General features: G+C 70.8%; 13 protein-coding genes and 2 pseudogenes. 8 read left to right on the plus strand and 7 right to left on the minus strand.

The genetic code is table 11. From position 1 onward, the window contains the following. Positions 1-1,243 precede the first annotated feature (1,243 nt). Both ACFVQ0_RS34560 and ACFVQ0_RS34565 read left to right on the plus strand, forming a co-directional pair. Positions 1,244-1,966 carry a hypothetical protein gene (locus ACFVQ0_RS34560; protein WP_390093136.1) on the plus strand — a complete coding sequence of 241 codons (723 nt, stop codon included), beginning with the start codon at positions 1,244-1,246 and terminating at the stop codon, positions 1,964-1,966. Continuing rightward, entirely contained in the window at positions 1,963-2,436 is a 474-nt protein-coding gene (locus ACFVQ0_RS34565) for a helix-turn-helix domain-containing protein (protein ID WP_390093137.1), read from the plus strand. Before ACFVQ0_RS34560 ends, ACFVQ0_RS34565 begins: the two co-directional genes overlap by 4 nt. Before the next feature lie 697 nt (positions 2,437-3,133). On the opposite strand, the pseudogene ACFVQ0_RS34570 reads toward ACFVQ0_RS34565, so the two are convergent. The 3 genes and pseudogenes from ACFVQ0_RS34570 to ACFVQ0_RS34580 all read right to left on the minus strand — a co-directional run. Then, positions 3,134-3,609, minus strand: a pseudogene (locus tag ACFVQ0_RS34570) (hypothetical protein); the annotation flags it as partial. A 498-nt stretch (positions 3,610-4,107) separates the two neighbouring features. Beyond that, positions 4,108-4,266 carry a hypothetical protein gene (locus ACFVQ0_RS34575; protein WP_390093138.1) on the minus strand — a complete coding sequence of 53 codons (159 nt, stop codon included), beginning with the start codon at positions 4,264-4,266 and terminating at the stop codon, positions 4,108-4,110. Between the two features lie 202 nt (positions 4,267-4,468). Continuing rightward, the gene (locus ACFVQ0_RS34580; protein ID WP_390093139.1) at positions 4,469-4,780 is read right to left on the minus strand and encodes a hypothetical protein; all 312 of its coding nucleotides are present in this window, start codon (positions 4,778-4,780) and stop codon (positions 4,469-4,471) included. Between the two features lie 175 nt (positions 4,781-4,955). On the opposite strand from ACFVQ0_RS34580, the gene ACFVQ0_RS34585 reads away from it, so the two are divergent. Together ACFVQ0_RS34585 and ACFVQ0_RS34590 are read left to right on the plus strand one after the other, a co-directional pair. Next, positions 4,956-5,165 carry a hypothetical protein gene (locus tag ACFVQ0_RS34585; protein ID WP_390093140.1) on the plus strand — a complete coding sequence of 70 codons (210 nt, stop codon included), beginning with the start codon at positions 4,956-4,958 and terminating at the stop codon, positions 5,163-5,165. A 77-nt stretch (positions 5,166-5,242) separates the two neighbouring features. Continuing rightward, complete coding sequence (locus tag ACFVQ0_RS34590) at positions 5,243-5,968, plus strand: DUF6461 domain-containing protein (RefSeq protein WP_390093141.1); 726 nt, start codon at positions 5,243-5,245, stop codon at positions 5,966-5,968. Between the two features lie 248 nt (positions 5,969-6,216). On the opposite strand, the gene ACFVQ0_RS34595 is transcribed toward ACFVQ0_RS34590, so the two are convergent. After that, positions 6,217-6,429: a Mu transposase C-terminal domain-containing protein gene (locus ACFVQ0_RS34595; protein ID WP_390093142.1), complete on the minus strand. Its 213-nt coding sequence runs from the start codon at positions 6,427-6,429 to the stop codon at positions 6,217-6,219. 116 nt (positions 6,430-6,545) lie between these two features. Between ACFVQ0_RS34595 and ACFVQ0_RS34600 the strand changes: the two genes are divergently transcribed. From ACFVQ0_RS34600 to ACFVQ0_RS34610, 3 genes are all read left to right on the plus strand, one after another. After that, entirely contained in the window at positions 6,546-6,980 is a 435-nt protein-coding gene (locus tag ACFVQ0_RS34600; RefSeq protein ID WP_390093143.1) for a MarR family transcriptional regulator, read from the plus strand. A 475-nt stretch (positions 6,981-7,455) separates the two neighbouring features. Further along, the gene (locus ACFVQ0_RS34605; RefSeq protein ID WP_073785247.1) at positions 7,456-7,977 is read left to right on the plus strand and encodes a SigE family RNA polymerase sigma factor; all 522 of its coding nucleotides are present in this window, start codon (positions 7,456-7,458) and stop codon (positions 7,975-7,977) included. After that, positions 7,974-8,552: a PASTA domain-containing protein gene (locus tag ACFVQ0_RS34610; RefSeq protein ID WP_390093144.1), complete on the plus strand. Its 579-nt coding sequence runs from the start codon at positions 7,974-7,976 to the stop codon at positions 8,550-8,552. Before ACFVQ0_RS34605 ends, ACFVQ0_RS34610 begins: the two co-directional genes overlap by 4 nt. A 1,056-nt stretch (positions 8,553-9,608) precedes the next feature. On the opposite strand, the gene ACFVQ0_RS34615 is transcribed toward ACFVQ0_RS34610, so the two are convergent. Continuing rightward, the gene (locus ACFVQ0_RS34615; RefSeq protein ID WP_390093145.1) at positions 9,609-11,078 is read right to left on the minus strand and encodes an MFS transporter; all 1,470 of its coding nucleotides are present in this window, start codon (positions 11,076-11,078) and stop codon (positions 9,609-9,611) included. Positions 11,079-11,223: 145 nt separating this feature from the next. On the opposite strand from ACFVQ0_RS34615, the gene ACFVQ0_RS34620 reads away from it, so the two are divergent. Continuing rightward, a complete protein-coding gene (locus ACFVQ0_RS34620) occupies positions 11,224-11,796 on the plus strand; it encodes a TetR/AcrR family transcriptional regulator (RefSeq protein WP_390093146.1) in 573 nt (190 codons plus the stop codon). A gap of 41 nt (positions 11,797-11,837) precedes the next feature. On the opposite strand, the gene ACFVQ0_RS34625 is transcribed toward ACFVQ0_RS34620, so the two are convergent. After that, the gene (locus ACFVQ0_RS34625) at positions 11,838-13,865 is read right to left on the minus strand and encodes a HelD family protein (RefSeq protein ID WP_390093191.1); all 2,028 of its coding nucleotides are present in this window, start codon (positions 13,863-13,865) and stop codon (positions 11,838-11,840) included. Between the two features lie 184 nt (positions 13,866-14,049). Further along, positions 14,050-25,413, minus strand: a pseudogene (locus tag ACFVQ0_RS34630) (SDR family NAD(P)-dependent oxidoreductase); the annotation flags it as partial. Between the last annotated feature and the right edge of the window lie 30 nt (positions 25,414-25,443).

Here is a 25,443-nt window from a genome sequence, read left to right on the forward strand (position 1 = left end):
ACTCCTCGTGGCATCTGAGATGTTTATACGAGACAGGGTACTGCAGCGGCAAGCCGCTGCAGAGCGGCCCGCCTTGCGCAAGCGCAAGGCGGGTTCCCGCGCAAGCGCGGAAACCGAATTCCGCTTGCGGAATTCCCGAAGGGAATCCAATTCGCGCAAGCGCGAATTGGATGGTGTCCTCGCAAGCGAGGACACCTAGGCTGGCTGTGGTGTGGAGGGTGGATCGGGTGTGGTGTGTGGGGTTTGGGGTTTCTGTCCTTTCCTTGTTGTGGGGGTGATGGGGTGTCGGCTGGGTTGGATGCCGGCCTCGACGTAGTGACGGGTTCCGCTGCGCTCCACCCTGACCCCTCTATAGTTCCTCAAGATTGTCTGGTCGAGCTGATGAAATACCCGGTCAGTACGCACGCTTAAGCCATATTCGTGGGATGCATCCGGTGATGCATGATCCGGGAGCGCGGGCGAGTAATCAGGATTATGCATCACTGATACTTACTGTGTAGAAATTGAGTCTTGGCTGCCTCCCCCCCGTTCGGCCCAAAAACTCCTGAGCATCCAGAATCGCGCCGCCATAAGTTGCTCAACCAACGAAAGGAACCTCAGATATGCGTGCGCTGGAACTCAGCGCACGGAGGTACCGAAGCCGAACGGCCCCCAGGGCCGGGCGGCGGAACCGCCCACCCGCACTAGCCACGCCCCTCCATGCTTTTAAGCGTCACGGTCCGAGCCAACGCGAGACTCAGAACCACTACCACCGCCCATGATCCGCACACAGTCAACATGTCGCACGCGAAGCCACCCATTGAACGACTGTGCGGCGAATAGCCGCGCGACGCCTGAGGCCGGCCGACTGCGGCTTGCCTCAGGGCTGGCGCAACCACTGCTGTGGGTTCCGTAGCGGAGGGTTGGCGTCGGCCTCAGCCACCTAATACTTACAAATGTTGAAGAAACCCCAGTTCAGGGGCATGCTCTGCGCTCGATCTGTCCACTCAGGAGGTACACATCGCTCTCGGTGTGTACCTCCTGAGGAGACGGATCGGGGGTGAAAGGTCGACTAGGCCGACAGTTTTCTGCATGAAAAGTCAGTGAGGCCGACATTTTTGCGAGGGCTCAGCTGGACGCTCTGCTGGCCGTCGAGGCGGGAGAGATCTGTTGCCCCTGAGGGGACACAACACGCCGGAACGTCAGCGAGACCGACATGTGTGTCGGTCTCGCTGACATACTGCTGTTGTCCAGAATCAGCGAATTGGAGAGCAGCGTGACACCCGAGCCGCAGCAGCGCCGTCCCGCATCGAGGGGCGCGCCGCGCCGTGCGGAGCTGCCCCTGGTTGATGACCAGATCCAGGCGTGGTCCAAGCCGGTCGAGGCTGTCGAGGACCTGGACTCGGTTGCGCGCCGCTACCCTCGTCGGAAGCTGTCGCTCAGCAGTGAGCGCAAGCCGATGGAGTTCTACGACACTCCAGAACGACCCAAGGCGTTCTCCATGGATTCGCTGGAGTTCTTCTTCCTGATCGCGCAGTACTTTCGGGAGGCACTGCCGCTGCGGCTGATCCTGCTAATGATCGCCTGTCAGAAGGCCGGCGGGCGGATCCAGCTGACGCAGGAGGAGATGGCGACGGTCTTGGACGTGCATCGCGGGAAGACCAACGAAGCGCTCCAGGAGATCATGAGCCATGGGATCGTGTTTAAGGTGCGCCGTGGCATCTACCAGTTCAACCCGCCTTACTCGTACCGTGTAGCGGAGTTCATCCCGGGCACGGAGTTGGTCGAGTCTGGGTATGTGCAGGTCGAACAGGACGAGACGATCGCGAGGATCCGCAAAGACGAGGGCCTGCCGGATCTGGTGCGGTTCCCGTCTTTGGAGCACATGCGCGAGGCCATCGAGGACCTACGGAAGAAGCGGGCCGAGGAACGTGCTGCACGCCGACTGGCTCGTGCGCAGCGCCCGGAGGAGGGGTCAGCCCAGTGAGTACCTTGAAGTGGTCGGCAACGAACGCCGACGGCCTTCTTGCCGACCTGGACCTGCCGATTGCTGCCTATCGGGCACTCCTGAAGCTCCGGGCACGCAGCGAGGCCGGAGGCCGCATCGAGGTGGACCAGGCCACTCTGGGTGAGCTGCTCGGACTCAGCCGGCCCAGCGTGAACGCCGCACTGCGGGAGCTGGAACTGGCCAAGCTCGTGAAGAAGGTGCGCAACGGCGTCTACCAGATCAACCCGATGCTGGCCGGCTACAACTCCCCCGATGACGCTCTGGAGGCCGTCAGGGCGATGCACAGGGCAGATCGGTTGGACAGCAAGACGTACGTGGCCGACTACCACCGGGCAGTGGCCGCGTATCAGGACCAACTCGCCGAGCAACGCAAGAAGCGGGCGGTTGTCGCCGCTGCCAAAAAGGCCGCGGACACCAAGAGGCGCGGTTCCCTCCACGCCGTCGGCTGAACTTGCTGTTTAAACCGTCGAGCGGCTCTTGCATCACCTCGTGGACCGCGAGTTCCTCTGAAGTGCCGCAGAAGGCTGGCCCGCACACCACCGGAAGGCGCTCCAAAGACATGGCGCCGACTTGCGAGACTGTCTCCGCGGGCCCCACGACCTGCTAACGGAGAGGACATGACACCCAGCCGCTGCCTCCGACGACAGGCTGATGTATGGGATGTGACCATCCCCTCATAGCGTGCAGCCCCTGACTGCAGCGGAAGTTGGAATTCATGGGGTCCAAGAAGGAGCCGCCGTACGACGCCGAATTCCGTGACGGGCGTGGTGCTGTTCCACCTGATGGGTCCCCAGAAGCCAGGCAGGCTGACCGAAGCCGCCCACGAGGACGTGTCCGCGGACCTCGGTTACAGCCGCCCCCACATCAGCAGGGTCTTCAACGTTGCGGCTGGACGTCGGCGACTTCGAAGACGAGTACGACCGCCGCTTCCAACTCCACCTGGACGAGAAAGCCCGCAAGGCCAAGGCGAAGGCCAAGAGCAACGTCACCCCCATCACCAGCCCGACCCGCCTCAAACGCGTCCGCTGACCCCGGCGGCGCGGCGCTGCATACCTGGTGCAGCACCGCGCCCGTCCCGGAGCGATACGCCGTTCCCCTCCAAAGGACACCCTCAGTCGTCGCGGGTGAACTCCCCCCCCCCCCCCCCCGGACCCTCGCCTGCCCGGGCACTTTCGCCGCGATCGTCGGCCGCTTGAGGAAATCGGTGGTCACCGTCGCGGCGACGTCCTCGCCGTCGGCGATCGCGTAGAGGTGCTCGACGCGGGCCTTCTTGGCCGCGTAGTCCGGATCGCGGGAGGTCTTCCACGTCTTCAGGCGTTGAAAAGTGACGCCTTCCTCGCGGAGCAGGATGCGCAGGCCCTCGTGGCTGATGTCGTCGACCACCCTTCGGCGACCAGGAAGTCCGCTTGGACTTGACGATCTTCTTGATCTCGCGGCGCTCGGGCAGCGCGAACGTCTTCGGCCGGCCGCCGGAGTACTTCGGATAAGTTGTGGATCACGTCCCGGACGCGGTCGTCGCTGGTGAAAGGCACCTCGGCGATCCTCGTCACCGGCATCCCCTGCGCGGACAACAGCACCATTTGGGCCCGCCGCCAGGTCACCACCGACCCGGTGCCCCTGCGGGGCCTTCCCGACGCCACGGCGCCGTCACCCCAGGGTGCGGCGCCGTTCGCACGCCCACAGGCCCGTAAGCGGTCCCGGGAGGCGAGCGCGGCGTCGGGATCGGTATCACTAGGGGAACCGTCTTGTTCTGGTCCTCTAGAACAAGCAGCGCCTATTCCGGCGAGCGCGTACATCGTTCCTCTGGAGGGGAAAGCCGCAGCTAGCAGGGGCAGCAAGCAGCAGGTTTCGGCCGGTAGCAGCGTGCCCGAGCGCGTGCAGCAGCTGGCCGTGCTGCACGGCCGGGGCTGGCCTGCTACCCGTGCAGCACCCGTGTGCCGCCTGGCCCAGGCAAATGCTGCGCTGCATCCGGCTCACCACCGTGCTGCAACCCGACGACCACCACCAGGACCACGGGCAGCACCCCACCGATCACGGCCACCCCCTGTGCTGCCCATCGAGCAGCAGCCCGCCGCACGACACGGTGAGCAGCACGGCCAGGAGCAGCCGGAAGCGTCGGGCTACAGGACGGTGTCGGACAGGGCGCGGCGGTCGCCGGACATCGCGTAGCGGCGGGCCGCGAGTCCATGTTCGAGGGGCTCGCCGATCTGGTCGCACAGCAGCGCCAGGATGTCGGCGGCCTCGATGTCGGAGATGTAGGCCGGGGCGACTTCGAGCATCAGCTCCCCAATCGCGTGGGTGCTGGCGGCGAGGTCGTCGACGACGCGGCGCAGTGCGGCGACGGTCGGGTCCGCCGGCGGATCGGCGGGCGGCGGAGGCGGTGCGGTGCGGTGCGGACGGCCTGGCGGACCACGGCGCGCACCGTGGCGGTGTCGAGGGCCGTCAGGCCGCTGTGGGCGAGTGTGGCGAGTCGGCGGGTGATCAGCTCCGAGACATCCCCGGTGCGGCTGAGACGTCGATCAGGGCGCGTTGGGACAGGCCGTAGTCGAGCGCGGCCGCGGCGCCCGGGTCGGTGTCTCGCGTGCGAGACAGCTCGGGGCCGGCTGCGACGGCACCGTGGATCGCGGCGAGTGCGCGGGCGACGTCGAGGAGCCGGTACGCCTGGGCGCGGCTGATGCCGAACTCCGCGTCGCAGTACGACTCCCAGCTCGGGGGCCCGAGGGGAAGCCGTACCCACCGGCGGACCGCCTGGACGTCGTCGTCGCCCGCCACCGCGTTGCCTACCGTCGTCATGCCCGCGCCCCCTGCTCTTCGGTGATCCGGTCCGGGGCCAGCCTGGTGGGCGGCGTGGCGTGGGCGCCACGAACTGATCGGGACGTAGGACGTCGAGGCGCGCAGTGGCCGTGTACCCGTCGGCCGGAACGTGCCGCAGGACGAGCACTCCGCCGGTGTCGGGGTGGGTCCGCGCGTGGTCGAGCGCAAGGTCGAGGCGGGGCCCGGACCAGGACAGGGCGAGCGCGATGCCGTCGGCGGTCAGGGGACTTTCGGCGTGCGCGAGTGCGGTGATCAGGGTCAGTGCGTCGCGAGCGACGCCGGGCCGTCGGCGGTCGAGAACTTCCCGTTGGAAGGCGACCGGCTCTGCCGCCTTTGGCGCGTCGCCCAGACCATGCCCTGCTGACAACTCTGCGCCGTACTGACATCTACTCTGCGTCCGACACGCACCCAGTGTCAGACGGCGCTGACAGGATGCGCTGCATGACTTCCGCTACCGCAGCCGATTACAGCTGGATACGTTCCCCGGCCTCTCCCTTCGCCTACGGGCTGGAGGTCGGGTACACCCTGACACTGGTGCGTGGGATCTCGCCTTCGGAGTTGTTCCGGATCGTGGGGGCCGAGCCGCGCGATGAGGAGTGCGAGGGGCTCGGCAATCTCATCTTCGAGCAGCAGAAGTTTCTCGACGAGTCCGAGGAGTGGCCCGATGCCTTCCTTACGGGAGCGTTCACGGTACCGGGCGAGGGCGGCGAGTGGACGCTCGCCCTGGAGTTCGGAGGCGATCTGGGCACACGCCCGCGCCTCATGGAGGCATTGTCCGCCGGGACGCGCGCTGTCTCGCATTCGAGCAACGGGGGGAAGCCCATGGACTTCTTCCACTGGTATGAGGACGGCGAGCTGCGGACCACCTTCGAATGGCCGGCGGACCGCTCTGGCAACACCCCCGATGAACTGAACGCCATGATGGGGGCAGTCGGCCTCAACTCCTCAGGGGACACGGATCCGAGCGTCGACACGAAGGCGGCGGTCATGGCCCTTGCGGAGCGCCTCACCGGCGTTCGAGTGACTGCGCAGCTGCTGGGGGAGTCCGAGTACCAGCTGGGGGTAGTCGCGGAGGAACCCGTTGAAGAGTGGGAGAGCATCACCATCGACATCACGGACGCGCACGGCGAGCGGACGTATGCACAACTGCGACGAGACCAGCTCTGACACACGACGTGTCGCCAACCACTGACATTTTCGTGTCGCCCAACACTGCGGCCGGTGGCGGTGAGGATGTCGAGTGCGAGGTCGCTGACGCGGCCACCGGGGGTGGGGCGGACGACGAGGCGGCCGGGGCCTTCGACGGCGGCCAGGCGGCGCACCATGCGTGGTCGTCGCCGGAGTTGGCGACCACGATCAGGCGGAGCCCCGGCGGCAGGTCGTGGTTGAGGACCGCGGGGACCGCGCGGGCCGTGTCAGGCATACACGCCGCTGCCGAGGAGGGTGAGGGCGTTGTCGATGACCTCGGTGTCGATGCGGGTGCGGCCGTGGAGCTCGGGGGCGACGTAGGACAGGGAGCGGAAGTTGATGCCGTCCTTCTCGATGGTGCGCTCGGCGGAGGCGAGCATGAGGTGGTGCAGCTGGTCGGCGGGGATGCGCCGGACGGGTGTGTGGTGTCCTCGTTCCACGCCTGGAGCGGGGTGCGCCCGCCAGCATCCGGTGCGGGCGTTCGGTGTTGTACCAGTAGGGAACCGACGCACGAACCGCTTCCTCCGGTCGCACCGACCACACGAAGGCCGCGACCGTGCACTACGCCACCACCCTCGACGCACTCCACGCCTCCATCGGGGTCGACAAGCTCACGCCCGAGGAGAAGCACGACGACGTCGCAATGGTCAACACCATCGCAGACAAGCTCGCCGAGCTGACCCGGCCGGCCAGCAGCCTCCTCTCCTTCCTCGTCCAGGCCGACGCCGTACTCGGCATCGCCGAGGTGTCCCGGCGCACCCGCCGGTCCCAGAGCGAGATCAGCAGGACCATGGAGGAACTGGACCGCCTCGGGTACGCCTACCTGGAACGCGAACCGGACGAGGACGACCCCCGCGGCGCGCTCAAGCTCTACGACCACGACTCATTCGACGGATGGCCGTTCTGGGACGACCTGCGCCGCTTTCTCGACGAACACCCTGACCACATCGCGCGGGTCATCGTCGACCTCGAATTCAACCTGCTGGACTGACAGCGGAGCGGGGCCTTGGGACGCAGGTCGCCTCTCGATCAGTCTCCGGGCAGGGGCACTGGACATCGGCCTGCTGATCAAGCTGTGGGAGACCCGCCACGCCGCTGGTAGCGGACCGGGCACTGGCTATGACCGCCTACAACCGGATCGTGGCCGAACTCACCGGCGTCGACGGAGAAGGGCAGACCATCCGCATCGTCCTGGACGACGGCCTCCCTCAGACGGTCGACGACTGGCGACCCCGCACAACGGCTGGCGGCCGTCCTTGCCGACCTGGACAACAGCCAGCCCATGCTCCGCCCACGGGCGGCAGCGGCGCGAGGTCCTGGGACACCCTTCCGTCCCGGCTGTGATTCACGTCACTGCCGGCGGCTCGGTGCAGCACCCGGCCCCGTTTCGCCGTCATGGGGGCAGTGATCGGGACGGGACGAGGAGAGGAGGTCGGCGGGTGAGGTTTCGCAGGAGTGGTCCGGGCATCGGATTCACGGAGTTCGTCGCACAGCGGTCGGGAGCGTTGTTCCGCACCGCGTATGCGCTGACCGGTGACGTGCACGTGGCCGAGGATCTGGTGCAGGAGACGCTGGAGCGGGCGTGCCGACAGTGGCGGAAGGTCGCGGTGGCGGACTCGCCGGAGGCGTACGTGCGCAAAGTGCTGGTCAACCTGGCCAACGACCGCTGGCGGCGGCTGTCGCGCCGGGGCGAGCGCCCCGGGCTGTCGGGGGTGCCCGAGACGGCCGACCCCCGGGACCGGTTCGGGCAGGTGGATCTGCGCGCGGAACTGATCGAGGCACTGCTCGGGCTGCCGATGGGCATGCGCAGCGTGGTGGTCCTGTACTACCTGCACGATCTGGACGCCCGGCAGGTCGCCGACGTCCTGGACATCTCTTCGAGTGCGGTGAGGTCCCAGCTCGCCCGCGGCCTGGCCAAGCTGCGCGATTCCGTATCGGGCGCCCAGGCGCCGCACACGCCGTCGGCCGCTTTCGGAGGTACGAAGTGAGGAACACGTCGTCCGGACCGGCCCCATTCGAGCCGGGCCTCGAAGCCGAGCTGCGTGCCGCAGTGGCCTCCTTCGCCGACGGGCCGACGGCGCCGGTCGTCGATGCGGCCGCGATCGAGCGAGCCGTCAGCCGCAGCCGCCCCCGCCGGGCGCTCCTCGGCACCGCTGCGGCGTGCTGCGTGCTGGCGTGCGCCACGGTGGGGTTCTTCGCGCTGAAGCCCGTGCCGCCCGTGCCCGGCGCCTCCCCGTCCCTGTCCCCACCGGCGAACGGGGCGTGCACCCCGCTCGCCACCGGCACCCCCAAGAGCGGAAGCGCCGATGCGACTCCGAGACAGGAGCAGGAGCAGACCGCGGGAGCGGGCATCACGCTGCCGGACCTGGCCGGCATGCCGGTCGAACAGGCCGGAAGCCTGCTGCGCGGACTCGGACTGAGCTGCACGATCATGCGGCACACGGACTGGAACGCTCCCGCCGGGCAGGTGATCAGCAGTCAGCCTCGGGGCGGCGCAGAATCGGTGGCACCGGGCTCGTCCGTCCTCCTGCTGGTCTCGACGGGCAAACCCGGCGGAACCTGAGCGACCGGGGCCCGTTGGCCCGCGCACCGGCCGAGCGACCCAGGGGCCGGTGCCGGGCAGTCCGTCGACCGCGGCGCACCGGCTGGACGCCCGCCCCTCCGGGCCGCTGCTGGACTTTTCCGAGGGGCGCGTGCGGGGAGGGGAGTGGGGGGCTCCTGCCGGTGGGGCGCAGGGCCGTGGCCTCGTCACGGTCCAGCGACAGAGGAACGGGGCGTTCTCGTCGTCCGGGTCGCGGCGGCGGGGGTACTTCGCCCGGTGGGTGCGGCCGCCGGGCTCCGTCAGGTCGATCATGTAGGTGGGATCGGATCTGAACACGGCCTTCAGGCCCGCGAGCGGGATCACGGCCGGGGTCTGGCCGGTCATCCTCACCTCGTGCTCGTACACGGTGATGTCGCCGACCGGTCCCTTCACGCGCTGTCCGGGTCCTGGGCTCTGCAGACCTGCGATTTCCTTCTCCAGTGCCCGGATGTCCTGCCGGTATTCGGCTTCTTCCCGGTCGGCTTTCTGCTGGGCGGTTCTTTCGGCCTGGCCGGCCTCCTTGTTCACCGTGCGCAGGTCCCGTCGGCGGCTCCTGAGCGCTGCCCGCTCGTCCGCGTACGTGGTGCTGAGGGCGAAGAACCATTTTCCGGGGTATCTGCTCCAGTACCAGGCGGCCCCGGCGAGCGCCGCCAGTACGACGAGCAGCATCGTACGCATACCCAGATACTCCTCTGTCGGCCATCGTGCGTGGATCTCATGTCATACCGCGACGGACCAGAGGGGCAAGGCCGATTCGGCCGGAACGGGGACGCAGGGGGGGATCTGTTCACGGGTGGTGCCGTTGGTTGTGGGCTGCCTCATCGCTGCCGTAGACCTGTGGGCCGGCAGGCCGGGATAGTGCCCTGAAAACGCCCCGGACCCTGAATCGGATTCCGGCGCGAGCGTTTGAGCGAAGCCGGCGATCACGAGAAATAGAGGTCGAACGAATACCGCCCCGCCCCGACCCGTTGGGGGGCGGGTCGAGGCGGGGCGGGGTCGGGCGTTCGGCCAGCACCCCGGTTGTGGCCGGGGGCGGCGTCAGTGGCTGGCCACGGGTACGTCGTTCAGAGCGGGGACCGGTTCCGGGTCGGTGGAGTGCAGCGGTTCTGCGGGGTCTTCCGCGGGCTTGGGCTTCGTCAGCCACAGTCCGGTGAAGACGGCGGTGATCAGGGTGACGATGCCGGCGGCGAGGAAGGCGCTGTTGAGGCCGGACTCGAAGGTGGCGCCGCCGGATTCGCGGGAGCGGACGATGGCTCCGAGTACCGCGACGCCGAAAACGCCACCGATCTGCCGGGTGGTGCTGCTGACGCCGGATGCCAGGCCGCCTTCCTGCGGGCTGACCGCCTGGATGGCGGCTCCCGTGAGCGGGGACATGGCCAGGGCGAATCCGGCGCCGGCGATTGCCAGGCGCCACCACACGTTCTCGTATCCGGTGTCGGCGTGGACGGTGCCGAGTGCGATCAGTCCCAGGCCGGCCAGGGCGAGGCCGGTGGTGACCACGACGCGGAAGCCGTATCGGGCGGCGAGCCGCCCTGCGTACGGGCTGACGACGACCATGGCGAGGGACTGGGGCAGGGTCTGCAGGCCGGCACGCATGATCGAGCTGCCCTGGACGTAGACGAAGAACTGGGAGAAGAAGAACGAGGAGCCCATGATGGCGAACCCGACCACGACCATGGCGGTGTTGGACACGGTGAACAGGCGCTGCTTGAACAGCCGCAGGGACAGCATGGGCGCGACGCGGCGGGCTTCGACGGTGATGAAGGCGGCGAGGAAGATCACTGCGGCGGCGAAGCAGGCAAGGATCTCCGGTGACGTCCAGCCGCGGGCACCGCCCTCGATCAGGCCGTAGGTCATCACGCCCACGGCGAGGACGGACAGTGCCGCGCCGGGGATGTCGATCGCGGGGGTCTTCGGGTTGCGGGACTCGTCGAGGTGGCGCAGGCCGACCACGAGAAGGGCCACGCCGAAGGGCAGGTTGACGAGAAAGATGGCGGGCCAGCCGAAGGCCTGGGTCAGTACGCCGCCGGCCACGGGGCCTGCGGCGAGGCCGATTCCGCTGAGTCCGGCCCACAGTCCGATCGCCTTGACGCGCTCCTGCGGTACGGGGTAGGCGGCGACGAGGAGGGCGAGCGAGGCGGGGGCGAGTGCCGCGGCTCCGATGCCCTGCAGTACCCGGCCGGTGATCAGCCAGCTGACCGAGGGTGCGAGGGCACAGACCAGTGATGCGGCGGTGAACACCGCCACGCCGGTCAGGTACACCCGCTTGCGGCCGAACCGGTCGGCGAAGACGCCGGCGGTCAGGAGCAGCATGGCGACGAGGAGTACGTAGGCGTCGACGATCCATTGCAGGCCGGTCAGTTCCGTGTGGAGCCGGTGCTGCATGTCGGGCAGCGCTGCTCCGACGATCGTGTTGTCGAGTAGGACCATGAACTGGCCCAGGCAGGTCACCGCGAGCAGCACGGCCCGGTTGGGGCGGCTGCCTACTGTCGCAGGCGATGCAGCCATGGGGATTCCTCTCAATCGTCGATTGCGCCCGGCCACGACCGGCGTGGTCAGCCTGTGGACGCTTTAAGGCAGTCAGTAGCTGCGTTAGCAGACTATACGGAGGGCTACCCTTAAACGCAAGTCACGACTGCGTTAAGGTGGAAGCATGGATGAACGACAGCGAACCCGACGGCCCGGCGGGCGCAGCGCCCGCGTCGGCGCACAGGTGCATCAGGCGGTGACCGCTCTGATCGGTGAGCGCGGCTACGGCCACTTCACCGTCGGAGAGGTCGCAGCGCGCGCGGGTGTGGCCGACAGCAGCATCTACCGCCGGTGGGGCAGCTTGGAGGATCTCCTCTCCGAGGTGGTCCTCGCCCGCCTCAACGCGCAGTCACCCATGCCCGACACCGGGAGCCTCGCCGGTGACCTGCACGCCTACGCGGCCAACGTCGCCCGCGAGATCACCGGACCCGACGGTCTGGCACTGGTGCGCCTCGCCGTCGCCCTCACCGGCACCGACCAGCAGGGCCGGCTGAGCCGGCAGGCGCGTGACAGCCTGCGCGACGAGCGCACCCGGCAGTTGCAGTCCATGCTCGACCGCGCCGTCGAGCGCGGCGAGAAGACGCCCGCCGCGCTCGACGTGCTGGACCACGTCCTCGCCCCGATGTACATCCGCGTCCTGTTCGGCATGGAACTCACCCCTGACTATGTAGATGGGCTCGTCGACCGGCTGCTGTGACCGCTGGGTGCGCCCTCGTGAACGACGGGGGCGCGGAGTCGTCAGGCGGGCTGGGCGGTAATGGTGCAGAGCCTTTTGGTGGCCCGGGTCAGGGCTACGTAGAGGTCTCTCTCCCCGCCGGGGCGGGCCGTGATGATTTCCTCGGGGTTCAGGACGACGACCCCGTCGAACTCCAGGCCGCGTGCTTCGGACGCCGGCACGACGCGTGCCTGGTGCACGATGCCCCGGGCCGTCAGCTCGCCGACCCTGGTGTCCGCGCAGATCACCCCCAGGAGCTCGTCGGGGTGCGCGGCGCTCTGTGCGCGCAGTTCCTGGAGGACGGCGGTGACCGACTCGTCCTGGGGTGTGGTCACGGTGCGGGGGCTCTCGCCGCTCCGCAGTGACCGGGTGGGCTTCTGGTCCGGGGCGATTCGTGTGAGCAGGTCCCGGACGCTCTCCAGGATCTCCTGCGTGGTGCGGTAGCTGACGGTGAGGTTGTGCAGTTTGAACCTCGGTCCGACGTGGGGGCTCAGCGCTTCCGTCCAGTCGCGTGCTGTCGCGACCGGGCCTGCCTGGGCGAAGTCGCCCACCAGCGTCATCGCCCTCGCCGGACAGCGGCGGACGATCATCCGCCACTGCATGGCGGTCAGTTCCTGCGCCTCGTCGACGACCACGTGCCCGTACGTCCGCTCCGGGGGGCCCTCGACCAGGCTCGCCGCCTCGTCCAGCAGCGGGACGTCGGCGCCGGTCCACGGGTCGTCAGGGCCTCGCAACAGGAGGGACCGTTCCTCCGCCGTCAGGCCGGACAGGTGCTCGGCGAGCGTGTCGGCGTCCGTCAGGAGCTCTTCGACGAGGCCGCCCGGCAGGAGCCTCGGCCACAGGGCCTCGACCGCGCGGTCGACGCCTGCGTCGTCGAGCAGGTCGGCCCGGATGGCGTCCAGGTCCAGCTCGTGGGCGGGATCCGGGTCGGCCGCGCCTTCGGTACGGCGCTGGGCGGCTCCGGTGAACCGGTCGAGGTTCAGGCCCGTCATCTTCTCGGTATCGGCGTCGATCTGCTCCAGGATGTCGCCCATGTCCCGCTGCATCGCCTCGGTGACGGCATCGGCCAGGAGCTCCTTGAACACCTGGCGCGCGGGGTTGTGCCCCGGTACGGCCGCCACGGCCGCGTCGCGTGCCGTGGCCACCTCCTTCTCGGACAGGTGGACCACTTCCTGGCCGACCCGCACGGTGAAGTCACCGGTGGGGGCCTGGTGGACGCGGAGCAGGCCGGCCAGCGCGTCGGCGAGGCCGGAAGCGCCCTTGAGACGTGCCGTGTCGAAGGGGTCCGCCGCCTCCGTGAACACTCCGGCCAGTTCCTGACAGGTCGCCAGGACCACGTCGTTCTCTCCCAGCGAGGGCAGGACCTGGGAGATGTAGTCGAGGAACCGGGCGTTCGGGCCCACCACCAGGACGCCCTCCTCCGCGGCGCGCGGAAACGCGTACAGGACGTAGGCCGCCCGGTGCAGGGCGACGACCGTCTTGCCGGTGCCGGGGCCGCCCTGGACCACGGTCACCCCCCGGTGGCGGGAGCGGACGATCTCGTCCTGCTCGGCCTGGAGCGTCGCGACGGCGGCGTGCATCTTGCCCGTGCGCCTGGCCGACAGGGCCTCGGTCAGCGGGCCGTCCCCCACGACGTCGTCGTGGGTCGGGTCGGTCCCGTCCAGCAGTTCGTCGCTCACCGAGACGACGGTGCGGTCGTCGAGGCGCAGGTGCCTGCGGCGCCGCAGGTCCATCGGGTGGACCGGTGTCGCCTCGTAGAAGGGCCGCGCCGCGTTCGCGCGCCAGTCCACGAGCAGCGGAAGGTCGTCCTCCTCCGTGTGGAGTCCGATCCGTCCGATGCGCAGGGCGGTGCCGTCCGTCCAGTCGATGCGTCCGAAGACCAGCCCTTTTTCCGCGCCTTCGAGCCGGCCGATTTCCTTGGCCAGACGTTCGGCGGCGATTTCCCTGTCGTAGGCCTCACCGGCGCTGTCGGCAGGGGCCTTCAGCACACTCGCTCTGTCCGCTCGCGCCTCGGAAAGCCGCTCGGTGAGCAGCTCGTACAACGAGGACACATAATCCTGCTCCGATTCGACCGCGCGCACAGCAGAATCATTCCTTTTCAACAACAAGAAGCTCCTTTGATTCGAGCCACACCATACGGACGAAGCTCTCTAAAGGTAAGTCTTGACTTACTTGTTGGGGCTATGCCCCTACGGTTGGGTCCGGGACGGCCTACCGCATTTACGTGTCACGCATTCAGCTGCTCCGTATATCGGAATGCTGGTTGGAATAGCCGTCGAGTGAATCGAGCCACTGCCGGAGGTGGGCGGCGGTCTCTGCCGCCCGGTCCTCGATGATCGAGAAGTGGTCGGCCTCGATGTACTCGGCCGGTCCACGGTGTTGCCAGTCGGGGACGGGGTCGGATCCGGCGAAGCTGGTCAGCTTCACGGTGGCCCGCAGGTTCAGTGTCGGAGCGGCGATCCGCTCGGTCTCGCGCTCGGGGTATATCCGCACGTAGCCGCCCATGGAGACCAGACCGTGGTCGTCGAGGGGGGTCAGCGCGTTGTCCCGGGACAGGATCTGCCCCAGCGCGTCGATGAGGATGCGGCGGGTCGCTTCGTGCTCGTCCGGGGCGTAGGTGTCGATCATCGCGAGGCCGGCGAGCTTTCCGCCGCCGCTTTCGATCCGCCGGGCGACCGCATGGGCGACCGCTCCACCTGCCGAATGGCCGATGAGTGCCACCGGGCCCCGTTCGAGTTCCGGGGCGACGGCCGCGGCGAGGCTCTCGATCGCCGCCTCCCAGGTCGCGGGGAGGTCCTCGCCGGTGCGCAGTCCGGGCAGCCACAGCGCGTTGACCTGTCGCTCGCCGCCCAGTTCACGGGCCAGGCGGGTGAACTGGTGCGGGCCCGATCCGACCATGAACGACGGGACGCAGATCAGTGCCGGTCCCGCTGCGCCGCGCGCCAGGAGCTGCGCGGCGGCCGGGCGCCGTGCGGCGGCCTCGCCCGCGGTGTACGTGGTCATCAGGGCGGAGCTCGCGGTCAGCAGGGGCATCACCGCTGCCAGTTCGCCTCTGCGGTGTGCCGCCGTCACCAGGTCCGTGAGCGTGCCGCGCACGCCGGCCGGTTCCTGCTCGACCACCTCTGTGTCGGGTTCCTCGATCCGCGATCGCACGAGCTTCGCCACGTCGGCGGCGGTCGGGTGATCGAAGATCAGCGTCAACGGCAGCTCCATTGAAGTGATTTGAGAGAGCCGGTTACGGAATTCGACGGCACCGAGGGAGTCGAATCCGAGCTCGGTGAACAGTGCGTGCGGGTCGATCGCCCCGCCGGACCGGTGGCCGAGGACCGCCGCCGCGACGTTGCGCACCTCCCGCAGGATCGCACCGTCGCGCTCCGCGTCGGGCAGTGCGGCCCATTGCCGCGCCAGGCCGACGTCGGTACGCGCGGCGGCGTCCGGGACCCGGATCATGCCGCGCAGTGTCGCGGGCAGGGTGCCGCCGCGCGCCAGTTCGGTGAGCGCCGCCGTGTCCAGCAGGGCGGTCATCGGTGTCGCGCGGTCCGTCGCGAGTGCGTTGTCGAACAGGGCCATGCCGGGCTCGGGGTCGATCGGGACCAGGCCCAGCCTGGTCCGGATCCGGCGGGTGTACTGCTCGCCGCCTTCCCCGCCGAGCGCCCCCGCCATGCCGACGGTCCACAGCCCCCAGGCCAGTGAGTGCGCGGGCAGGCCCGCGCCGCGCCGTACACGCGCCAGCGCGTCCAGCGCGCTGTTCGCGGCGGCGTAGTTGCCCTGGCCCTGTCCGCCGAGCAGCGGCGCGGCGGACGAGAACAGCACGAACGCCGACAGATCGAGGTCGCGGGTCAGCTCGTGCAGGTGCAGTGCCGCATCGATCTTCGGTGCCAGTACCCGCGTCGTCTGTGCGGTGGTGAGGGTGTCGAGCGTGCCGTCGTCCAGGACGCCCGCCGTGTGGATGACAGCGGTGAGCGGGGCATCGGTGCCGATTCCGGCCAGCAGGGCCTGGACGGAAGCGCGTTCGGTGACGTCGCACTCCACGATCTCGACGTGGGCGCCGAGAGCGGCCAGTTCGGCGGTCAGTTCGGCGGCGCCGTCCGCGGCCGGACCGCGCCGGGACGCCAGCAGCAGGTGCTGTGCGCCGTGTTCCGCGACCAGGTGCCGGGCGACGATCGCGCCGATGCCTCCGGTGCCGCCGGTGATGAGGACCGTGCCCCGGTCGAATGCCGGGGGCACGCCCGGTCCGGCCGCGGGAAGCGGCATCAGGCGCGGTGCCAGGAGCCGGCCCTCGCGAACGGCCAGGTGCGGTTCGTCCTGGGCCACGGCGTCGGCGAGCGACGTGATCGGCAGGGCGTCGCCGTCGTGGTCGATGAGCTGGAACCGGCCCGGGTACTCCGACTGTGCGCTGCGCACCAGACCGGCCACGGCTGCCCCGACCAGATCGGGTTCCTCGCCGGGCAGTCCGGCGGCCAGCCGTGTCACGATCACGAGCCGGCCGGGGTGTTCGGCGCCGGTCCAGCTCTGCAGGAGGGCGAGCGTCGTCAGCACACCGGCGTGTACGTCCGCCGCGCCGGCCGCGGTTTCGCGGGGTGCCTGCCACACCACCGTGCCGGGAACGTCGCGCAGCGCGGCGAGTTCGGCGAGGTCGGCGCAGCCGGTGAGGGGCTCGGGGGCTTCGACGGCCGCGGGATCGCCGAGTACGGCGATGCGCTGGGCGTCCGCCTCCGGGGCGGCGGGCACGGTGACCCATTCGAGGTCGAACAGTGGTGCCGCGCCCTGCAGCCGGGCCAGCACCGACCGCTCGACCGGGCGGACCCGGACCGACTCCACGCTCAGTACCGGGGCGCCGGTCTCGTCGACGGCGTCCACCCGGAAGGTGTCGGGCGCGGTGCGGGCGATACGGACGCGCAGGGCGTCCGCGCCGGACCGTGCCAGCTGTACGCCGTCGAAGGCGAAGGGAAGGGGTGCCCGGCCGTCGGGCCCGCCCTCGGTGAGGGGGCCGACGGCCGCGTGGAGCACCGCGTCCAGCAGCGCCGGGTGCAGTCCGAAGTCGGCGCTCCCCGCGGTGCCGGTGTCGAGCGCCAGGTCTGCGAAGACCTCTTCCCCGTACGACCAGGCGGCGCGGACCCGCCGGAACGCCGGGCCGTAGCCGAAGCCGAGGTCACCGAGCACGCGGTACACCTCTGCCCCGTCGGCCCGTTCGCCCGCGACCGGCGGCCACACCTGGGGCCAGCCCGGTGCCGCGGCCGGTGTGGCGGGGGTGAGCAGGCCACGGGCGTGCGGCACCCAGGTGTCGGCGACGCGGGCGTGGACCGTCAGGGTCCGGTGTCCGTCGGTGTCGGGTTCGCCCACGGCGAGCTGGAGGTCCGCGCCGGTGTCGGGGAGGATCAGGGGCGCGTCGAGCGTCAGTTCCGCCAGGCGCGGCACGCCGAGCCGGGCACCGGCGGCCAGGGCCAGTTCCACGAATCCGGTGCCGGGCATCACGACCGTGCCGAGGACGGTGTGGTCGGTGAGCCATGGGTGCGTGCGCTGCGAGAGCCTGCCGGTGAACAGCCACTGGTCCGTGCCGGCGAGCTGGACCTGGGAGTGCAGCAGCGGATGGCCCGCGGTGTCGGTGCCGGCGAGCGGCGCGGCGGTCTCCGCGGGCCGCAGCCAGAATCGTTCGTGCTGGAAGGGATAGGTGGGCAGGGCGGTCCGTGTCTGCGGCCGGGCTCCGAGGTAGCCGTCCCAGCGCACCGGCCGGCCCGCGCAGTGCGCCGTCGCCAGCGCGGTGACCAGCTGCTCGGGTTCGGCAACCGTGCGACGGGCACCCGCGACCACCGTCGCGCGCTGTGCGGGGTCGGTCGCGAGCGTGGCGCGGGTCATGGTGGTGAGTACCGCGTCGGGGCCCAGCTCGACGAAGAGGCCGACGCCCGACCGGAGGAGGGAGCGTACGGCCGGGGCGAAGCGCACGGCCTCGCGCACCTGCCGTACCCAGTACTCGGGCGTGCCCAGGGACGCGTCGGCGAAGGCGCCGGACACCGTGGAGCACAGCGCGATGGACGGTTCGTGGTACGTGAGGTCCGCGGCGGTCTCCGCGAACTCGGCCAGCATGGGATCCATCAGGGCGGAGTGGAACGCGTGGCTCACCCGCAGCATGTTGGTCCTGACGCCCTCGGCGGCCAGCGACGACTGGAGTGCCGATACGGCGTCGGTGTTCCCGGAGAAGACCACCGCCTCGGGGGCGTTGACCGCGGCCAGGGAGACCTCTGCGGCCGGATCGGTGTTGACCGCTGCCAGCAGTTCCGCGGCCCGTGCCTCCGGCACCGCGGCGGCCAGCATGCTCCCGCCGGCCGGCAGCGCCCCCATCAGGCGGCCACGGGCCGCGACGAGCCGGCACGCGTCCGGCAGCGACCACACCCCGGCCACATGGGCGGCGGCCAGCTCGCCGATCGAGTGCCCGGCCACCACGTCCGGTGTCACGCCGAACGACTCCAGGAGGCGGTACAGCGCCACCTCGAACGCGAACAGCGCGGGCTGGGCGTACTCGGTGCGATCGAGCAGGGTCTCGCCGCTGTCGCCGAACATCACGTCCCGCAGCGCCTGCTCCAGGTGTGCGTCGAATTCCGCGCACACCTCGTCGAGCGCGGCCGCGAAAGCCGGGAACTCCCGGTACAGTCCGGCGCCCATCCCGGTGCGCTGCGCGCCCTGGCCGGTGAACAGGAACGCTGTCGTACCTGTGCGGCCGACGCCGTCCACGGTGCCAGGTCCCGGCTCGCCGGCCGCCAGCCGTGCCAGGGCCGTCAGCAGCGACTCCCGGTCCTGGCCCACGACCGCGGCGCGCTCGTCGAGTTGGGCGCGGTGCAGCGCCAGCGTCGTCGCGGCGTCGGTCAGGTCGAGCTCGGGGCGTTCGCTCAGGGTGTCGTGCAGGCGGCGCGCCTGGTCGCGCAGTGCGGCGGGCGTCCGCGCGGACAGCAGCAGCGGCACAGCCGCCGGGGCCGGTGCGCCGACCGGCCGCGGCGGGGCCACGGGTGCCTCTTCGAGGATCACGTGCGCGTTGGTTCCGCTGATCCCGAACGACGACACACCGGCTCGGCGCGGGCGCTGCCCGGCCGGCCACGGTTCGGCGTCGGTCAGGATCCGTACCGCGTCCGCCTCCCACTCCACGTGCGGCGACGGTGCGTCGACGTGCAGGGTGGCCGGCAGCACCTCGTGCCGCAGTGCCTGCACCATCTTGATCACGCCGCCGACTCCGGCGGCCGCCTGGGTGTGCCCGATGTTCGACTTCAGCGATCCGATCCGCAGTGGCTCGGTGCGCTCCTGTCCGTAGGCGTTGATCAGCGCCTGCGCCTCGATGGGGTCGCCCAGCGTGGTGCCGGTGCCGTGTGCCTCCACCACGTCCACCTCGGTCGCGGCGACGCCCGCGTTGGCCAGTGCCTGGGCGATCACCCGCTCCTGGGAGGGGCCGTTGGGGGCGGTCAGGCCGTTGCTCGCGCCGTCCTGGTTGATGGCGCTGCCCCGGATCACGGCCAGGACCGGTCGTCCGTTGCGCTGTGCGTCGGACAGCCGCTCCAGGGCGAGCACGCCGACGCCCTCGGCCCACGAGACCCCGTCCGCACCGCTCGCGAACGCCTTGCAGCGCCCGTCCGGTGACAGCGCCCGCTGCCGGGAGAACTCCAGGAACAGCAGCGGAGTCGACATGACGGTCACCCCGCTGGCCAGGACCATCGACGACTCCCCCGCGCGCAGTGCCTGCACCGCCAGGTGGAGGGCCACCAGCGACGAGGAGCACGCCGTGTCCACCGTCACCGCGGGCCCTTCCAGACCGAGGGCGTAGGACACCCGGCCGGAGACGACGCTGCCGGCCGATCCGGTCGCCAGGTAGCCTTCCGCGGCGCCGTCGGCGGCCTCGCGCGCCGTGTAGCCGTAGTCCTGGTACATGACGCCCGCGTACACCCCGGTGTCGCTGCCCCGCAGTGAGGCCGGATCGATGCCGGCGTCTTCGAGGGCTTCCCAGGACGCTTCCAGCAGCAGCCGCTGCTGGGGGTCCATCGCCGCGGCCTCGCGGGGGCCGATCCCGAAGAAGGCGGCGTCGAAGTCGCCCGCGTCGTGCAGGAATCCGCCTTCCCGGGTATAGATCTTGCCCGGTTTTCCGGGGTCGGTGTCGTACAGGTCGTCCACGTCCCAGCCTCGGTCTCCCGGGATCGGGCTGATCGCGTCGACGCGCCCGTCGATCAGGTCCCAGAGCTGGTCGGGGTTCTTGACGCCGCCGGGGTACCGGCAGCTCATGCCGACGATCGCGATCGGTTCGTCGGCTCCGGCGGCGGACCTGGCACGGCTCGCGGCGGGGCGCGGTCGCGCAGGCTGCGAACCGTCGACCCGGGTGCGCAGGAATCCCGCGACGGCGGAAGCGGTCGGATAGTCGAACACCAGCGTCGACGGGAGCTGGACACCGGTGGCGGCGGTCACCTTGTTGCGGAACTCGACTCCGCCGAGCGAGTCGAAGCCCAGCTCGGTGAAGGGTGTCCCGGGGTCGATGGCGTCGGCCGACTCGTGGCCGAGGACCGCGGCGGCGATCGCGCGGACCTCGTCGCGGATCAGCGTCTCCCACTGCTCGGCGGGGGCGTCGAGCAGCCGCTGGCGCAGCGGGCTGTCGGCGGTCCGGCCGCGCGACGGTACGTGGATCAGGCCGCGCAGGACGGCGGGCAGGGTGCCGAGCCGGCCCAGGGCGGTGAGGGCGGGCGTGTCGAGCAGCGCGGTCATGAGCATCGGTTCATCGGAGGCCAGCGCGCTGTCGAGCATGTGCATGCCGGTGTCCGGCTCGATCGGGGACAGGCCGAGCCGGGTACGGATCTGCCGCACCATGTTCTCGCCGCCCGCGTCGTTCAACGCCTCGGCCATGCCGAGCTTCCACAGCCCCCAGGCCAGCGAGTGCGCGGGCAGTCCGGCGCTGCGGCGCGCCTGGGCCAGCGCGTCCATCGCCGCGTTCGCGGCGGCGTAGTTGCCCTGGCCCTGTCCGCCGAGCAGCGGCGCGGCGGACGAGAACAGCACGAACGCCGACAGGTCGAGGTCGCGGGTCAGCTCGTGCAGATGCCAGGCGGCGTCGGTCTTCGGCGCGAGCACCCGGTCCACCTGCTCGGCGGTCAGGGTTTCGATGGTGCCGTCGTCGGACACGCCCGCGGTGTGCACGACGGCTGTCAGTGGTGCGTGCGCGGGTACGGATTCCAGCAGCGTGGCGACCTCGGCGCGTTCGCCGACGTCGCACGCGGCGACGCGTACGTCGGCGCCCAGCGCGGTCAGTTCGGTGACCAGCTCCTCGACCCCCGGCGCGGCGGAGCCGCGGCGCGAGGCGAGCAGCAGGCTGCGCACCCCGTGCCGGGTGATCAGGTGCCGTGCGGTGACGGCGCCCAGGCCGCCCGCGCCGCCGGTGATCAGGACCGTGCCGTCCCCGAAGTGTCCGGTGGCCGGTTCGCCGGTGGTCGCGCGGGCCAGCCTCGGTGCCAGGGTCACGCCGTCGCGGATCGCGAGCTGTGGTTCGTCGGCGGCGGCCGCTGCGGTGACGCGTTGACGCAGGTCCGCGATGTCGTCGGGGTCGGTGTCGAGGTCGACGTTCACGATGCGGCCGGGGTGTTCCGACTGCGCACTGCGTACCAGGCCTCGGACGGCTGCTGCCGCGGGGTCGGGCGTCTCGCCGGGCAGGCCTGCTCCGTCGCGGGTCAGCACGACCAGTGTCGAGTCGGCGCAGGCCGGTTCTGTGAGCCAGTCGCGCAGCACCGCGAGGGCGCTGTGCACGGAGGCGCGGATGGCCGCGGGAACGTCGTCGCCGTCGGCCGGTGTCGTCCGGGGCGACCAGACGACGGCCGCGCCGGTGTGAGCGCCGTCGGCCGCGAACGCCGCGACGTCCTCGAAGGTCTCGGCGCTGCCCGCGACCGGCCGCCCCAGCGCGACCAGTTGCCGGTCCGGCGCGGCGGGCGCCGTCGCGGGCGTCCAGTCGAGGGCGTAGAGCGGGCTGCGGGCACCGGCGAGGGCGCCGGCGTCGGCGGGGCGGGCGAGTACGGCGTCGATCGACAGCACCGCGGCGCCGTCGGCGTCGCAGGCGTCGATGCGTACCTTCTGGGGGCCCGAGCGGATGACGCGGGCGCGGACGGCGGTGGCGCCGGGCCGGAACACGCGGACGCCGCCGAAGGAGAACGGAAGCGGCAGCCTTCCTTCGGGCAGGTCCTCGGCGAGTACGTCGATGGCGGCGTGGAAGACCGCGTCCAGGAGCGCCGGATGCACTGCGAAGCCCGCCGCCCGGCCCACCGCCGTCTCGTCCAGGGCCACTTCGGTGAAGACCTCGTCACCGCTGGTCCAGGCCGTGCGCACGCCCTGGAAGCTCGGGCCGTAGCCGAATCCCAGGTCGGCCAGCCGGTCGTACAGGCCGGCCCCGTCGACGGGTGTGCCGTCGGCGGGCGGCCAGTCGGAGCCGGTCCACTGCGGTGTCGCGCCGTCGGCGGGGGCGAGGACGCCGGTGGCGTGGAGCGTCCACTCCGGTTCGCCCGGGTGGGACGGCTCGGTGTCGGTGACGGCACGCGAGTGGACCGACAGGCGCCGACGGCCGGTGTGGTCGGGCTCGCTCACCGAGAGCTGCACGTCCACGGCTGCGGTGCCGTCGAAGATCAGTGGTGTCGCCAGGACGAGTTCGTCCATGACGGGCAGGTCCAGTCGGCGGCCCGCGGCCAGGGCGAGGTCGACGAATCCGGTGCCGGGCAGCAGCACCGTTCCGAAGGCCGTGTGGTCGGCGATCCACGGCTGGTCGGTGGTGGAGAGCCGGCCGCTGAACAGCCATTCGTCGCGTCCGGCGAGCGGGGCCGCGACGCGCAGCATCGGATGGTCGAGCGCGTGGAGGCCGGCGCGGCTCAGGTCGCCGAGCGCGTCGTCGTCGGGCTGTACCCAGTAACGGCGGTGCTGGAAGGCGTAGACGGGCAGGTCGAGTTGGCGGGCCGGTCCTTGCGGTATCAGCGGGGTCCAATCGATGACGGTCCCCGAGCAGTGTGCCGCGGCGAGCAGCCGGAGGAACTGGCCGGCCTCGTCGACGCCGCGCCGTGCCGTCGCCGTGACCAGCGAGCGGGAGGCCTCCTCGTCGCTGAGTACCTGACGGGTCAGCGCCGTCAGGACGGCGTCCGGGCCCACTTCGACGAACCGGCGCACGCCCGCGTCGGCGAGCGAGCGCACCGCGGGCGCGAACCGCACGGCCTCGCGCACCTGGCGCACCCAGTACCGGGGCGTCAGCAGTTCGGGCCCGGCCGGGCCGCCGGTCACGGTGGAGCACACAGCGATGCGTGGCGTCCGGTACTCGACCGATCCGGCGATCTGCTCGTACTCGGCGAGCATCGGCTCCATCAGAGCCGAGTGGAAGGCATGGCTGACCGTCAGCCGCTTGGTCTTCACTCCTTCTTCGGCCAGCCGGTTCTCCAGTGTGTGGACCGCCGCCGTCTCGCCCGAGAACACCACCGCTTCGGGTGCGTTCACGGCCGCCAGCGACACCGTCCCGGCCGCGAGGAGTTCCCGTGCCCGTGCCTCCGGCACCGCGGCGGCCAGCATGGCGCCGCCGGCCGGCAGCGCCCCCATCAGCCGGCCTCGGGCGGCGACGAGCCGGCACGCGTCCGGCAGCGACCACACCCCGGCCACATGGGCGGCGGCCAGCTCGCCGATCGAGTGCCCGGCCACCACGTCCGGGGTCACGCCGAACGACTCCAGGAGGCGGTACAGCGCCACCTCGAACGCGAACAGCGCGGGCTGGGTGTATTCCGTGCGGTCCAGCGGGGCGGCGTGCTCGGTGCCGCCGGACATGACCTCGCGCAGCGATACCCCCAGCAGGGCGTCGAGTTCCGCGCACACCTCGTCGAGGGCGGCGGCGAACACGGGGAACGCGGCAGCGAGCCCCTCGCCCATACCGATGCGCTGCGCGCCCTGGCCGGTGAACAGGAAGGCCGTATCGCCGGCGGTGGCGGCGCCGGACACCATGTGCGGGGAGTCCGAGCCCGCGGCGAGGGCTGTGAGGCCGGCGAGGAGACCGGCCCGGTCGGCGCCGAGCACCGCGCCGCGCCGGCCCAGCTGGGCGCGCGTGGTGGTCAGTGCGGCGGCGACGTCGGCGTCCTCGGCCTCCGGGTGGTCGGCGAGCCAGGCCAGCAGCCGGCCCGCCTGCGCCCGGAGCGCGGCCTCCGACTTGGCGGAGAGCAGCCAGGGCGCCGGCCGGGACGGCCGGTCCTGCGCCGGTTCCTGTGCGACGGCGTCAAGGTCGTGCGGCGCCTCTTCGAGGATCACGTGGGCGTTGGTCCCGCTGATCCCGAACGACGACACGCCCGTCCGGCGCGGGCGGTCGAGTTCGGGCCACGACTGAGCCTGCGTCAGCAGTCTCACGGTGCCCGCCGACCAGTCGGCCTCCGGGGTCGGCTCGTCCACGTGCAGGGTGGAGGGCATGACGCCCTCCCGCATCGCCATGACCATCTTGATCACGCCCGCGACACCCGCCGCGGCCTGGGTGTGACCGATGTTCGACTTGACCGAGCCGAGCCACAACGGGTTGTCGTCCCCCCGGCCCCGGCCGTAGGCGGACAGCAGCGCCCGCGCCTCGATGGGGTCACCCAGCCGGGTTCCCGTACCGTGCGCCTCCACCGCGTCCACCTCGGACGCCGACAGCCGCGCGTCGGCGAGCGCGGCCCGGATGACCCGCTCCTGCGCGGGCCCGTTCGGCGCGGTCAGCTGGCTGCTCGCACCGTCCTGGTTCACCGCGGAGCCGCGGAGTACCGCCAGCACCCGGTGTCCGGCGCGCCGCGCGTCCGACAGCCGCTCCAGCACCAGGACGCCCACGCCCTCGGCCCAGCCGGTGCCGTCCGCGGAGGAGGAGAACGCCTTGCAGCGCCCGTCCGGCGCCAGCCCGCGCTGCCGGGAGAACTCCACGAACGTGCCCGGTGTCGCCATCACCGTGACACCGCCGGCCAGCGCCATGGAGCATTCGCCCTGGCGCAGCGACTGGGCCGCGAGGTGCAGCGCGACCAGCGAGGACGAGCACGCGGTGTCGACCGTCACCGCCGGCCCCTCCAGGCCGAAGGTGTAGGACAGCCGGCCCGACGCGATGCTGCCGGCGCTGCCGGTCAGCAGGTAGCCCTCGAAGTCCTCGGGCTCCTTCGGGGTCCGGGAGCCGTAGTCGTCGTACATGACGCCCGCGTACACCCCGGTGCGGGTGCCCCGCAGTGAGGTCGGGTCGATGTTCGCGTGCTCGACGGCTTCCCACGCCGTCTCCAGGAGCAGCCGCTGCTGGGGGTCCATCGCCGCCGCCTCGCGGGGGCTGATGCCGAAGAACTCGGCGTCGAACCGGTCCGCCTCGTACAGGAAGCCGCCCTCGCGGCAGTACGAGGTCCCGAGGTGGTCGGGGTCCGGGTGGTACAGCTTCTCCAGGTCCCAGCCGCGGCCGTCGGGGAAGGGGCCGACCGCGTCGCGTTCGGCGCGCAGCAGCTCCCACAGGTCGTCCGGGGAGGCGACACCACCGGGCAGGCGGCAGGCCATGCCGACGATCGCGATCGGCTCGTGTGCGCGCTCCTCCAGCTCCTGGACACGCTGACGGCTCTCCCGCAGGTCGACGGTCGCCCGCTTGAGGTAGTCGCGGAGTTTCTGCTC

Origin of the sequence: Streptomyces sp. NPDC057900 (genome assembly GCF_042887885.1) — a bacterium.
In the GTDB taxonomy this organism is placed as follows: domain Bacteria; phylum Actinomycetota; class Actinomycetes; order Streptomycetales; family Streptomycetaceae; genus Streptomyces.

Coding starts and splice junctions, on each gene's coding strand:
- ACFVQ0_RS34575 (WP_390093138.1), bottom strand. CDS start 4,266: ATGCTCGAAGTCGCCCCGGCCTACATCTCCGACATCGAGGCCGCCGAC.
- ACFVQ0_RS34590 (WP_390093141.1), top strand. CDS start 5,243: ATGACTTCCGCTACCGCAGCCGATTACAGCTGGATACGTTCCCCGGCC.
- ACFVQ0_RS34615 (WP_390093145.1), bottom strand. CDS start 11,078: ATGGCTGCATCGCCTGCGACAGTAGGCAGCCGCCCCAACCGGGCCGTG.
- ACFVQ0_RS34620 (WP_390093146.1), top strand. CDS start 11,224: ATGGATGAACGACAGCGAACCCGACGGCCCGGCGGGCGCAGCGCCCGC.
- ACFVQ0_RS34580 (WP_390093139.1), bottom strand. CDS start 4,780: ATGACGACGGTAGGCAACGCGGTGGCGGGCGACGACGACGTCCAGGCG.